The following is a 12,252-nucleotide window of genomic DNA, read 5'->3' on the forward strand; positions in this document are numbered from 1 at the left end:
GGCAAAGATTATGAACCGCCTCGATACTGCCCGCCGTTATTCCCTTTTTCTCGCCCGCAACCTTGATTCCGGCAAACTCAAGCCCGAAATCTTCCTGCCCATGTTGGACAAGGTTTTGACCGAAGCTGATTTTCAAGCTTTTGCCGATTGGGACAAAATCCGCACGGAAGAAAACGAGGAGGAATTGGCGCGGCAGTTGCGCGAGTTGCGTCGTTATGTCGTATCGCAGATTATCGTGCGCGATATCAACCGCATCAGCGATTTGAACGAAGTAACCCGCACGATTACGCTGTTTGCCGATTTTGCCGTTAATACCGCGCTGGATTTCGCCTACGCCTATTATCAGGACATGTACGGTACGCCGATCGGGCGTTATACGAAATCGCCGCAGCATTTGAGCGTAGTGGCGATGGGCAAGGCGGGCGGCTATGAGTTGAACGTGTCTTCTGACATCGATTTGATTTTCATCTATCCCGAGTCTGGCGACACAGACGGCAGGCGCGAACGGGGCAATCAGGAGTTTTTCACCAAAGTCGGGCAGAAACTGATTGCGCTGCTGAACGACATCACCGCCGACGGGCAGGTGTTCCGCGTCGATATGCGGCTGCGGCCGGACGGCGATTCGGGCGCGCTGGTTTTGAGCGAAACCGCGCTGGAGCAATATTTGATTACGCAGGGTCGCGAATGGGAACGCTACGCGTGGTGCAAAGGTCGCGTGGTTACGCCGTATCCGAACGACATCAAATCGCTGGTGCGCCCCTTTGTGTTCCGCAAATATCTGGATTACAGCGCGTACGAGGCAATGCGCAACCTGCACCGCCAAATCCGCAGCGAAGTCAGCAAAAAAGGCATGGCGGACAATATCAAACTCGGCGCGGGCGGCATCCGCGAAGTTGAATTTATCGCCCAGATTTTCCAGATGATACGCGGCGGCCAAATGCGCGCGCTGCAACTGAAAGGCACGCAAGAAACGCTGAAGAAACTTGCCGAGCTGGGCATCATGCCGTCTGAAAACGTCGAAACCCTGCTTGCCGCCTACCGCTTCCTGCGCGATGTCGAACACCGCCTGCAATACTGGGACGACCAGCAAACCCAAACCCTGCCCACCTCGCCCGAACAGCAACAACTGCTCGCCGAAAGCATGGGTTTCGACAGCTACGCCGCCTTTTCAGACGACCTCAACGTTCATCGGAGCAAAGTCAATCAGTTGTTCAACGAAATTTTGAGCGAACCCGAAGAACAAACGCAAGACAACAGCGAATGGCAATGGGCATGGCAGGAAAAACCCGATGAAGAAGAACGGCTAGGCCGTCTGAAAGAATATGGGTTTGATGCCGAAACCATCGCCACGCGGCTCGACCAAATCCGCAACGGCCATAAATACCGCCACCTTTCCGCACACGCCCAGCCGCGTTTTGACGCCATTGTGCCGTTGTTAGTAGAGGCGGCGGCCGAGCAACCCAACCCGACCGACACATTAATGCGGCTGTTTGACTTCCTCGAAAACATCAGCCGCCGCTCCGCCTATCTCGCCTTCCTCAACGAACATCCGCAAACCTTGGCGCACCTGGCACAAATCATGAGCCAAAGCTCATGGGTGGCGGCGTATCTGAGCAAATACCCGATTCTGCTGGACGAACTCATCAGCGCCCAGCTTTTGGATACCGCGTTTGACTGGCCGACACTCGCCGTCTCGCTTTCAAACGACCTTAAAGCCTGCGGCGGCGACACCGAAGCGCAAATGGATACTCTGCGCCATTTCCAACACGCCCAAGTCTTCCGCCTCGCCGTTCAAGACCTTGCCGAATTGTGGACAGTTGAATCACTTTCCGATCAACTCTCCGCACTTGCCGACACTATCCTCGCCGCCGCCGTGCAGTGTGCGTGGGCGGATATGCCCAAAAAACACCGCGACACGCCGCAATTTGCCATCATCGGCTACGGTAAACTGGGCGGTAAAGAGCTCAGCTATTCCTCCGACCTCGACTTAGTCTATCTTTACGACGACCCACATCCCGATGCAGGCGATGTTTACAGCCGCCTTGCCCGCCGCCTGACCAACTGGCTTTCCGCCGCCACCGGCGCAGGCAGCCTCTACGAAACCGACCTGCGCCTGCGCCCCAACGGCGATGCAGGTTTCCTCGCCCACAGCATCGCCGCCTTTGAAAAATACCAGCGCGAAAACGCCTGGACGTGGGAACATCAATCCCTTACCCGTGCCCGTTTCATCTGCGGTACGCCTGATGTTCAGACGGCCTTTGACCGCATACGCACCGAAATGCTGACTGCCGAACGCGACCAAACCGTTTTAGCAGGCGAAATCATCGAAATGCGCGAAAAAATGTTCCCTACTCATCCTCCAGCCGACAGCAACGTCAAATACGCGCGCGGCGGCGTGGTCGATGTCGAATTTATCGTCCAATATCTGATCCTTGCCCATGCCCGCCAATATCCGCAACTCCTCGATAATTACGGCAACATCGCCCTATTGAACATCGCTGCCGACTGCGGCCTCATCGACAAAACCCTAGCCGAACAAAGCCGCACCGCCTACCGCTTCTACCGCCAGCAGCAACACAACACCAAACTGCGCGATGCCAAAAAAACCGAAGTGACGAACGAATTGCTGACCCATTACGGCAACGTGCGAAAACTGTGGCAGGAAGTATTTGGGGCAGAAGTGAAGTTCGGATAAGCAGGTGGCGTATTCAACGTCAAAAGCCTGCACGGCAACACAATTTACCGCCACAACAAACTCACTCTAAACATATAAGGAAAACCAACCATGAAGAAAATGGCACTGTTTTTAACGGTTGTACTGTCGTCGGCTGCAGCCCAAGCTGCTGAATATTTGTTGCCTTATACCGAATGCGATGGCTCTGCAAACGTTCGTGCTGCTCCTGATACACGCAGCAAAATCATGACCGTATTGGATTATGAAAGCAAAAAACATAAAATACTCAGTAAACAGGGTAAATGGTTTCATATTCAATTAGACGGAATCCGTACAGGCTACGTCCATCAAAGCCAAGGCTTTATCGTGCACAATTATGTTGTCGCCAGCCCTGACGGATCGGCAAACATCCGTAACAACAGCTACCCCGAAGAACCGATCAGGCAAGGCGAAATCATCAAAACACTCCCAAACGGAACACGTGTACAGATCGCCCCAGCCTTCAGAAAAGGCGACTGGTTGTGGTACAGCAATCAGGGAGCTTACACAGAAAAAGACGAGTATGGTCATCATGTTTCGATTCAGGGTTATATCCATAAAAGTCAACTTCGACGCATGGAGTAATAAAGCAAGCAATTTATTCAATTAAGGCATACTTTCGGACATAAAGTAGGTACTGTTTTGCCGAAGATATAAAAAAGGCCGTCTGAAACTTTTCAGACGGCCTTTTATGGCATTTATTCTTCTTCCTGTTCTATCTCTGTCTCTGCAGGTTTTTCAAGGAAGTTGTCTGTCAACCACAGTAAAGCGCCACTGCACATAATGCCTGCTTTAATCCACATGGCGGTATCTTCGCCCCATTCGTAAATCCAGGCCAAGACTTTTGGGACGGCGTTCATATAATTCAAACCGAATGCCAATACGCCGAGGATAAATAAAGTACTGCCCAAGCTTTTCATCATTATTCCTTATAAAATCAAATGGGTGCATCAAAGCCAATCAGCGGTGCAATGATGCTGAGTGAATGTAAATATGTCAAAAGATGGTATTATAGTAGGTTTTATGTAAGGAAGATATTTTTATGAAAGTTGATTGGCAGCTTGAAGCGGTTAACTGTCTAGTGCGGAGGGAAGATTTTGGTTTGCGTATTACTGATTCAGTTTGAGCATGATATGCAAAAACTGTTCTCATTTTGTGTCGATATTGTGATATAGCAAAACAAGTTCTAAAATATGCTGCTTATTTATATATTAAAAACAAGGAGAAACTGATGTCTAAGGTTACGGTACTCGGTGGCGGTCTGTCGGGCCGTCTGATGGCGTTCCAACTGGCAGAGCAGGGCATTTCGGTCGAGTTGTTTGAGAAAGGCGAACGCAACGGCGCGCAAGCCGCCGCTTATGTTGCCGCGGCCATGTTGGCGCCGTCTGCCGAAGCGGTGGAGGCAACGCCCGAAGTCATCCGTTTGGGCAAACAAAGCATCGCGCTTTGGCGCGCGATTGTCGGCCGTCTGAATACGCCGGTGATGATGCAGGAAAACGGCAGCCTGATTGTCTGGCACACGCAGGACAAGCCGCTTTCTGCCGAGTTTGCCCGTCATTTGAAGCGCGGCGGTGTGGCGGAACATGAAACCATACGTTGGAACGCGGATGAAGTTGCGGCAAACGAACCGCAACTGGCAGGGCGGTTTTCAGACGGCCTGTACCTGCCGACAGAAGGGCAGTTGGACGGACGGCAGGTATTGAATGCGCTTGCCGATGCTTTGGAATCAATGAATGTAGCGTGTCATTGGTCGTGCGAACGCGAAGTCGAAGATTTGGCGGCGCAATACGATTGGGTCATCGACTGCCGCGGTTATGGCGCAAAAGCAGCGTGGAACAGGCCGTCTGAAAGTGTGTTGCGCGGCGTTCGCGGCGAAGTGGCACGCGTTTACGCCCCTGAAATCGAGTTGTCCCGCCCCGTGCGCCTGCTGCATCCGCGCTATCCTTTGTATATCGCGCCGAAGGAAAACCATATTTTTGTGATTGGTGCGACCCAAATTGAAAGTGAAAGCCAAGCGCCGGCAAGCGTGCGTTCCGGTTTGGAACTTTTGTCTGCGCTGTATGCCGTGCATCCGGCATTTGGCGAGGCGAATCTTTTGGAACTGGCCACCGGCCTGCGCCCGACTTTAAACCACCACAATCCCGAAATCCGCTTCAACCGCGAACGCCGCCTGATTGAAGTCAACGGCCTGTTCCGCCACGGCTTTATGATTTCTCCGGCCGTTACCGGTGCGGCCGTGCGTTTGGCCGGCGCGCTGTTTGCCGGAAGCGACATTCCCGAATACGACGAAACCAGCGGTTTGCCGTATATCCGCGTCGCAAATTGAAGCCGTTGCGGACGAAGTTGCTTGAAAATCGGGCAAATTGTTTGTGAAAGACAGCCACAGGCCGTCTGAAAATGATAAAATCGCCGTCAATTCAATTAACCTTGCGTCTGAAAACCGCATGATGCCGTATTCAGACGCCAAACCAATTTCCTATTTAACGATAAGCACATGACAACCCAAACCCTTTTAATCGAACTTCTCACTGAAGAACTCCCGCCAAAAGCCCTCAATAATCTGGGCGACCACTTTGCCGCTTCCGTTGCCGAAGGCTTGGAAAAGGCGCAACTGATTGACGGCGCAGCCGAATACACTGCCTACGCTTCTCCGCGCCGTTTGGCCGTTCAAGTCAAAAACGTGAAAGCCGTTCAAGCCGATCAAAAAATCGTGAAAAAAGGCCCGGCCGTGGCAAATGCCATGAAAGACGGTGCGCCGACTAAGGCTTTGGAAGGTTTTGCGCGCGGTGCGGGTGCGAAAATCGAAGACCTGACCATCATCAACGACGGCAAGCAAGACGTGTACGCCTACGAGTACGTCCAAACCGGCAAATCATTGGGCGAACTTTTGGAAGACATCATCAATGCCGCAGTGAAAAAACTGCCGATTCCTAAAGTCATGCGTTGGGGCAGCAGCACATTTACCTTCGTGCGCCCTGTACACAGCCTGATCGTGCTGCACGGCGGCGACATCGTAAACGTCAGCGTTTTGGGTCTGCAAAGCGGCAACAAAACATTGGGTCACCGCTTCCTTTCCAGCGGCGAAATCACCATCAAAAATGCCGACAGCTACGCCGCACAAATGCGCGAGCAAGGCAAAGTAGAAGCCTCGTTTGCCGAACGCAAAGCCGCCATTCAGACGGCCTTGAACGAGCAGGCAGGCCGTCTGAACGCGACCGTTGCCGCCGATGAAGCATTGTTGGACGAAGTGACTGCATTGGTCGAATGGCCTGTGGTATTGGAAGCCGGTTTTGAAGAACACTTCCTCGCCGTGCCTCAAGAATGCCTGATTCTGACCATGCAGCAAAACCAAAAATACTTCCCGCTGCTCGACCAGAACGGCAAGCTGATGAACCGCTTCCTGCTGGTGTCCAACCTACAAACCGAAGACCCGTCACACATCATCCAAGGCAACGAACGCGTCTTGCGCGCGCGCCTGTCTGATGCCGAGTTCTTCTACAAACAAGACCAAAAAGCGACTTTGGAAAGCCGCCTGCCGAAATTGTCCAGCGTGGTTTACCACAACAAAATCGGTTCGCAGGCCGAACGCATCGAACGCCTGCAAAGCATCGCCGCCCATATCGCCAAAGCATTGGGCGCGGATGCCGCCGCAGCCGAGCGTGCCGCACGTTTGGCCAAAGCCGACTTGGTAACCGAAATGGTCGGCGAGTTCCCAGAATTGCAAGGCACTATGGGCAAATACTACGCCCGCTTGGACGGCGAAACCGAAGAAATCGCCGAAGCCATCGAGCAGCACTACCAACCGCGTTTTGCCGGCGACAACCTGCCAGAGGGCAAAGTGGCAACCGCCGTTGCTTTGGCCGACAAACTGGAAACCTTGGTCGGCATTTGGGGCATCGGCCTGATTCCGACCGGCGACAAAGACCCCTACGCCCTGCGCCGCGCCGCCTTGGGTATTCTGCGTATGCTGATGCAGTACGGTTTGGACGTAAACGAACTGATTCAGACGGCCTTCAACAGCTTCCCGCAAGGTTTGCTCAACGAGAAAACGCCGTCTGAAACTGCCGACTTCATGCAGGCGCGTTTGGCCGTGTTATTGCAAAACGATTATCCGCAAGACATCGTCGCCGCCGTATTGGCGAAACAGCCACGCCGTTTGGACGACGTAGTGGCGAAACTGCAGGCCGTTGCCGCGTTCAAACAGCTGCCCGAAGCCGCCGCATTGGCCGCAGCCAACAAACGCGTACAAAACCTGCTGAAAAAAGCCGATGCCGAGTTGAGCGCGGTTAACGAAAGCCTGTTGCAACAAGACGAAGAAAAAGCCCTGTATGCTGCCGCGCAAGGTTTGCAGCCGAAAATTGCCGCCGCCGTTGCCGAAGGCAATTTCCAAACTGCTTTGTCCGAGCTGGCTTCCGTCAAGCCGCAAGTCGATGCATTCTTCGACGGCGTGATGGTAATGGCTGAAGATGCCGCCGTGAAGCAAAACCGTTTGAACCTGCTGAACCGCTTGGCAGAACAAATGAACGCAGTTGCCGACATTGCGCTCTTGAGCGAATAAGGCCGCGTTTCAGTTGACCTTTTTTCAGGCTGCCCGATGATTCAGGCAGCCTGAAGTTTTTCGGGCGTATCCCTTGCATGGCGTTCAAGGGTATAATTCAGCAGATTTGTCGCACGACAAATCGCGCACATAAACAATTTCCCACATTCAAGAGGCAGATTATGAATATCCCAGCCATCCGAACCGCACTCGATGCCGTATTGATTCCCCATACAATGCGTACTTTGGGCAGCGAAAAAGCCGTTACACTCCTTGAAGAGCGTTCAGACGGCCTGCATATCGGCCTGAAATTCGCGTTCCCAGTTGCCCATATCGCCGCAGACATTGCCAACGTCCTCCAAGAAGCCGTCATGGCCCATACTGGCGACACGCATATTCATTTGAGTATTGATACCGAAATCGGTACGCACAAAGTCCAACCCGGCGTGGCGACCATCAAAGGCGTGAAAAATATTATTGCCGTTGCATCCGGCAAAGGCGGTGTCGGCAAATCAACGACCACTGCCAACCTTGCCACCGCAATGGCCAGAATGGGCGCACGCGTCGGCGTACTCGATGCCGACCTGTACGGCCCAAGCCAGCCCACCATGCTCGGCGTACAAGACCGCAAACCCGACCAACAAAACAAAAAACTGATTCCCGTTGAAGCCGAAAGCGGCATTCAAGTAATGTCTATCGGTTTCCTGGTCGATACCGACCAAGCCGTCGTTTGGCGCGGCCCGATGGTCAGCCAAGCATTGCAACAGCTGATGTTCCAAAGCGAGTGGGACAATGTCGATTATCTCTTCATCGACCTGCCGCCCGGTACTGGCGATATCCAATTGACCCTGTCGCAAAAAATCCCCGTAACCGGCTCCGTTGTCGTTACCACGCCGCAAGACATCGCCCTGATTGATGCACGCAAAGCCGTGGATATGTTCAACAAAGTCAATATCCCGATTTTGGGCGTTTTGGAAAACATGTCTGTTCATATTTGCTCCAACTGCGGCCATGCCGAAGCAATCTTTGGCGCAGAAGGCGGTAAAAACTTGGCAGAGCGTTTGAACGTACCGTTGCTCGGCCAGCTTCCGTTGAGCCTGCCTGTACGCGAAGCCATGGACAGCGGCACATCTTCAGCTTTGTTTGAAAACAACCAAACCATCGCCGACATCTACACCGAAGCCGCATTCCAAATCGCGCTGGCTATTGCCGATAAAGGCAAAGACTTCAGCAGCCGCTTCCCGAAAATCGTCGTCGAATAAAAAAGTTTAAAAAAGTTGTTGACAGCTGTGTGCCCCATCTCTATAATACACAGCTTATCGGGTCGTTAGCTCAGTCGGTAGAGCAGCGGACTTTTAATCCGTTGGTCGAGCGTTCGAATCGCTCACGACCCACCAAATATGAAAACCTGCTTTGAAAAAAGCAGGTTTTTTGCGTTTGGAGTTTAGGATTTTGTTATTGAAACAATTCATAGCATATCAAGCATCAGGCCGTCTGAAAGATATTTTCAGACGGCCTGAAGTTTTATAGGAATGGTTTGTTGTTTTGGAAATCAGCGCGCTTCTTTGGCCGCTTCCTGCTCGGCTTTGTAGCGGCGCAGAAATTCGATGGCGGCGGCTTTTTCGGCTTCGTTGCCGTATTTGGCATCACGTTGGGCGCGGCGCAGTTCGGCGCGTTCTTTGGCTTCTTCGATTTGACGCGCTTTGAAGTCTTCGCGGTTGTCGGAGGAGACGAGTTTGTCCTGTTGTGATTGCGCTTTGGCCATGGCTTTGGCAATCAAATCCATGGGGTTGAATGCGGCGCTTGTTGCGGCTATTTGGGTTTGCGCCTGTGCGGCCTGTTTGGCTTTGACGGCGGCTTCGCGTTGCGCCAGCAGGGCTTTGCGTTCGGCATCATCGCGTTGTTTGCGCGCGGTATGGCGTTCAAAACGGCTTTGTGCGTGTTCGGCGGCGGCAAAGCGCGGTTCGGCAGATGTGCTGAAACGGCGTGCTGACGGCAGGAAGGGCTGCGATACGGGAACCATGTCGATGCAGTCGACGGGGCATGGGGTAACGCACAAGCCGCAACCGGTGCATTCGTCGCTGATGACGGTGTGCATCAGTTTGGACGCGCCCATAATAGCATCGACAGGGCAGGCGCGGATGCAGGCGGTACAGCCGATGCAGACGGCTTCGTCAATCAGGGCTACGGCTTTGATTTGTGTTTTTGCCGGAGCGAGGTATGGCTTGCCCAACAGGTCGGCAATGTCTTTCATGACGGTTTCCCCACCCGGCGCGCACAGGTTTACCGGCGCTTCTCCTGCCGACAGGGCGCGCGCATAGGGTAGGCAACCTTCATAGCCGCACTCACGACATTGGGTTTGCGGCAACAGGCGGCTGATGCTTTGGATGGGAATGGTCATTATGGATAGTCAAAATCGAAAAGGCGCATTATATCAGATTGTTGCGTTTATTTTGGCAAAACCCGCTTTGCTTATTTTAGCGAAACTCGCTACGCTCGTTTTCAGACGGCCTGAGCCGGGTTTGCGTTATAATTTTGAAATGGATTTATTCGGGTAATTAGAAATGACGGCTACACTTTGCCCTTGTCAGTCGGGGCGTGTTTATACGGAATGTTGCGCACCGTTTCATGCGTGTGAGGTGGCGGCCTTGACGGCGGAAGAGTTGATGCGTTCGCGTTACAGCGCGTATGTTTTACAGGAAATCGACTATATCGTGGACACGACTGTCCCTGCGCAGCAGAATTTGTTGGACAAGCAGGATTTGGAGTCGTGGAGTAAGCAGACGCAGTGGTCGGGATTGAAGGTTATCCGTCATGTGCCGTTTGGCAAGCTGCATGCTTTGGTCGAGTTTGAGGCGTATTTTGAAGAGAACGGGCAAACTGAGTGCCATCATGAATTGTCGGCGTTTGTGAAAATAGACGGGCGTTGGTACTTTATTGATCCGACCGTTGCTTTGCCGACTATGAAACAGCCTTGTTTGTGTGGTTCAGGCAAAAAGTTTAAGGCGTGCTGCGGACAGTTTTTCAAATAGTAGTGTAAACAGGCCGTCTGAACGTTCAGACGGCCTGAGCTGTTTTTGCAGATAAAAAAAACCATTCATACTAAGGGAGAAGTATGAATGGCCAATACATTGCGGGAAAACGTCTTACTTGCTGCACCGCCCAAAAGGGATGAAAGAGCGGTGTTGTGTCAGCGATTAATATTCTACCGTTTTTAGTATTAAATGCTGTTAAGAAGTGAAATAATTTCAATAAGTTGCAAGATAATCGTGATTTTTTGAAGATAAACGGTATTTTTACTGATTTTCTCGAATCCATTTCACCCATTGTTGAAACAGCTCGGGTTGCAATGCGGCGATGACGGAACGCTTGAATACATGTTCGCCGCTCCAAAAATCGTCGCCTTCCAAAGTGGTCAGGCAGCCGCCGGCTTCTTCAAAAATCAATGCGCCGGCAGCGTAGTCCCACAGCTTTTGTCCGCCGTGGATATAAATATCGTAGCGGCCGCTGGCAAGGTAGCACCAGTCGAGCGTGCTGCTGCCCATGCTGCGGATTGTGCCGAATGGAGCAAGGGTATTCATGCGGCTGGCGAGTTTGCCCGAACGCAGGTATTTGATTTCTACGCCTGCGATGGATTCATTGAGTTTTTTGTTTTCGGAACGCAGCGGCAGCGGCGTGCCGTTGAGGAACGCGCCTTTGCCTCGTTCGGCATAGAAACATTCGCCGCTGACCGGATTGTAAATCACGCCCAATTCGGCATGGCCGTTTTTAACCAGCGCGACGGATACGGCAAAATGCGGTAAACCGTTGACGAAGTTGTTTGTGCCGTCGATAGGGTCGACAATCCACAGGCCGTCTGAATGTTCGTTCCACAAACGGGTTTGCTCCTGAACGCTCATCTCCTCGCCCAACATCGGACAATCCTCCAATAAGGGCAGGGCGGCGGCAAAAGCGGTTTGTGCGGCCAAATCCGCTTCACTCAAAACCGAGCCGTCTTCCTTGCGTCGTGACGGCGTGTTCAGAAAACGCGGCATGACTTCGGTTTGGGCGATGTGGCGGACGACTTTCTGTAAACGGTATAGCACGGCGTATCCTTGTTTTTTGCAGTTTTGCGTGACAGCGGATTAAAATTCGGGAAGTTTTCAAATTATAGTGGATGAAATCGAAATCAGGCAGGCAAGTGTATGTTGCCGTGTTTCAACTTCGTTCACGAAAGTTCAAATTATATACATGAATAAAGCAGGAAACCATGCCCCGATTTTATGTTGATTTTGCCTTAAGCCCCGATAGCGTGGTCGAATTGCCTGATAATGTGGTGCGCCATCTGAATGTATTGCGCGTGAAAAACACGGAAGAAATCGTGTTGTTCAACGGCAATGGCAAGGCATATCCGGCTTTGCCCAAAGTTTTAGAAAAACGCCGCGCCAGCGTGCGGATTTTGCGTGAAGAGGTAACGGACAACGAATCGCCGCTGAACATTACGTTGGTACAGGCGGTATCCTCCGCCGAGCGCATGGATTTCACTTTGCAGAAAAGCGTGGAATTGGGCGTGGCAGAAATTCGCCCGGTCATCAGCGAACGCTGTGTCGTCCGCTTGAGCGGCGAACGCGCTGAAAAGCGGGTGGCACGTTGGCAGGAAATAGTCGTTTCGGCGTGTGAACAAAGCGGCCGCAATATTGTGCCGAAGGTTTTGCCACTGACGACTTATGCACAGGCTCTGCAGCAGTTGCCGCAGGAAACAACCAAACTGTTAATGAGCTTGAACCGCGCACAAAACCTGAGCGATGTTCAGCCTCAATCCGGCAAGGTCGTGTTTATGGTCGGCCCGGAAGGCGGCTGGACGGAGAAGGAAGAGCAACAGGCATTTGATGCCGGTTTTCAATCCGTTACGCTTGGCAAACGGGTGTTGCGTACCGAAACCGCCTCACTTGCGGCCATCGCCGCCATGCAGACGCTTTGGGGCGATTTTGCATAAAGTTCGGGCCGTCTGAAAATATTTTCA

10 protein-coding genes and 1 tRNA gene are annotated in these 12,252 nt (G+C 52.5%); 8 read left to right on the top strand and 3 right to left on the bottom strand.

Going from position 1 to position 12,252, the window contains the following annotated elements; all coding sequences use genetic code 11:
• Positions 1–10 precede the first annotated feature (10 nt).
• Together glnE and ACTHTS_RS06375 are read left to right on the top strand one after the other, a co-directional pair.
• Entirely contained in the window at positions 11–2,695 is a 2,685-nt protein-coding gene (glnE, locus tag ACTHTS_RS06370; protein ID WP_440369548.1) for a bifunctional [glutamate--ammonia ligase]-adenylyl-L-tyrosine phosphorylase/[glutamate--ammonia-ligase] adenylyltransferase, read from the top strand.
• Between the two features lie 90 nt (positions 2,696–2,785).
• Positions 2,786–3,298 (top strand): SH3 domain-containing protein, encoded by a 513-nt coding sequence (locus ACTHTS_RS06375; RefSeq protein ID WP_440369549.1) that lies wholly within the window; start codon positions 2,786–2,788, stop codon positions 3,296–3,298.
• A gap of 113 nt (positions 3,299–3,411) precedes the next feature.
• Here the strand turns inward: ACTHTS_RS06375 and ACTHTS_RS06380 are convergent, their stop codons facing one another.
• The gene (locus tag ACTHTS_RS06380; protein WP_440369550.1) at positions 3,412–3,633 is read right to left on the bottom strand and encodes a cell division protein; all 222 of its coding nucleotides are present in this window, start codon (positions 3,631–3,633) and stop codon (positions 3,412–3,414) included.
• Positions 3,634–3,944: 311 nt separating this feature from the next.
• Here ACTHTS_RS06380 and ACTHTS_RS06385 point away from each other — a divergent pair, with 311 nt between their 5' ends.
• The 4 genes from ACTHTS_RS06385 to ACTHTS_RS06400 all read left to right on the top strand — a co-directional run bounded on the left by ACTHTS_RS06385 (position 3,945) and on the right by ACTHTS_RS06400 (position 8,647).
• Positions 3,945–5,039: an FAD-dependent oxidoreductase gene (locus ACTHTS_RS06385; protein WP_440369551.1), complete on the top strand. Its 1,095-nt coding sequence runs from the start codon at positions 3,945–3,947 to the stop codon at positions 5,037–5,039.
• Positions 5,040–5,207: 168 nt separating this feature from the next.
• Positions 5,208–7,271: a glycine--tRNA ligase subunit beta gene (gene glyS, locus ACTHTS_RS06390; protein WP_440369552.1), complete on the top strand. Its 2,064-nt coding sequence runs from the start codon at positions 5,208–5,210 to the stop codon at positions 7,269–7,271.
• Between the two features lie 161 nt (positions 7,272–7,432).
• Entirely contained in the window at positions 7,433–8,512 is a 1,080-nt protein-coding gene (gene apbC / locus ACTHTS_RS06395; protein ID WP_440369553.1) for an iron-sulfur cluster carrier protein ApbC, read from the top strand.
• 59 nt (positions 8,513–8,571) lie between these two features.
• Positions 8,572–8,647: transfer RNA gene (locus ACTHTS_RS06400), tRNA-Lys, on the top strand.
• A 155-nt stretch (positions 8,648–8,802) separates the two neighbouring features.
• Here the strand turns inward: ACTHTS_RS06400 and ACTHTS_RS06405 are convergent.
• Entirely contained in the window at positions 8,803–9,651 is an 849-nt protein-coding gene (locus ACTHTS_RS06405; RefSeq protein WP_440369554.1) for an RnfABCDGE type electron transport complex subunit B, read from the bottom strand.
• A 163-nt stretch (positions 9,652–9,814) separates the two neighbouring features.
• Here ACTHTS_RS06405 and ACTHTS_RS06410 point away from each other — a divergent pair, with 163 nt between their 5' ends.
• The gene (locus ACTHTS_RS06410; protein ID WP_440369555.1) at positions 9,815–10,282 is read left to right on the top strand and encodes a YchJ family protein; all 468 of its coding nucleotides are present in this window, start codon (positions 9,815–9,817) and stop codon (positions 10,280–10,282) included.
• 264 nt (positions 10,283–10,546) lie between these two features.
• On the opposite strand, the gene ACTHTS_RS06415 is transcribed toward ACTHTS_RS06410, so the two are convergent.
• Positions 10,547–11,335, bottom strand: coding sequence for an inositol monophosphatase family protein (locus ACTHTS_RS06415; RefSeq protein WP_003684681.1), 789 nt, complete (start codon positions 11,333–11,335; stop codon positions 10,547–10,549).
• A gap of 164 nt (positions 11,336–11,499) precedes the next feature.
• Between ACTHTS_RS06415 and ACTHTS_RS06420 the strand changes: the two genes are divergently transcribed.
• Complete coding sequence (locus ACTHTS_RS06420) at positions 11,500–12,225, top strand: 16S rRNA (uracil(1498)-N(3))-methyltransferase (protein WP_440369556.1); 726 nt, start codon at positions 11,500–11,502, stop codon at positions 12,223–12,225.
• The last annotated feature ends 27 nt before the right edge of the window (positions 12,226–12,252 follow it).

This window comes from Neisseria sp. P0019.S003 (genome assembly GCF_051957115.1).
GTDB classification, from domain to species: domain Bacteria; phylum Pseudomonadota; class Gammaproteobacteria; order Burkholderiales; family Neisseriaceae; genus Neisseria; species Neisseria flavescens_D.

Coding starts and splice junctions, on each gene's coding strand:
- ACTHTS_RS06375 (WP_440369549.1), top strand. CDS start 2,786: ATGAAGAAAATGGCACTGTTTTTAACGGTTGTACTGTCGTCGGCTGCA.
- apbC (WP_440369553.1), top strand. CDS start 7,433: ATGAATATCCCAGCCATCCGAACCGCACTCGATGCCGTATTGATTCCC.
- ACTHTS_RS06420 (WP_440369556.1), top strand. CDS start 11,500: ATGCCCCGATTTTATGTTGATTTTGCCTTAAGCCCCGATAGCGTGGTC.
- glnE (WP_440369548.1), top strand. CDS start 11: ATGAACCGCCTCGATACTGCCCGCCGTTATTCCCTTTTTCTCGCCCGC.
- ACTHTS_RS06410 (WP_440369555.1), top strand. CDS start 9,815: ATGACGGCTACACTTTGCCCTTGTCAGTCGGGGCGTGTTTATACGGAA.
- ACTHTS_RS06380 (WP_440369550.1), bottom strand. CDS start 3,633: ATGAAAAGCTTGGGCAGTACTTTATTTATCCTCGGCGTATTGGCATTC.
- ACTHTS_RS06405 (WP_440369554.1), bottom strand. CDS start 9,651: ATGACCATTCCCATCCAAAGCATCAGCCGCCTGTTGCCGCAAACCCAA.
- glyS (WP_440369552.1), top strand. CDS start 5,208: ATGACAACCCAAACCCTTTTAATCGAACTTCTCACTGAAGAACTCCCG.
- ACTHTS_RS06385 (WP_440369551.1), top strand. CDS start 3,945: ATGTCTAAGGTTACGGTACTCGGTGGCGGTCTGTCGGGCCGTCTGATG.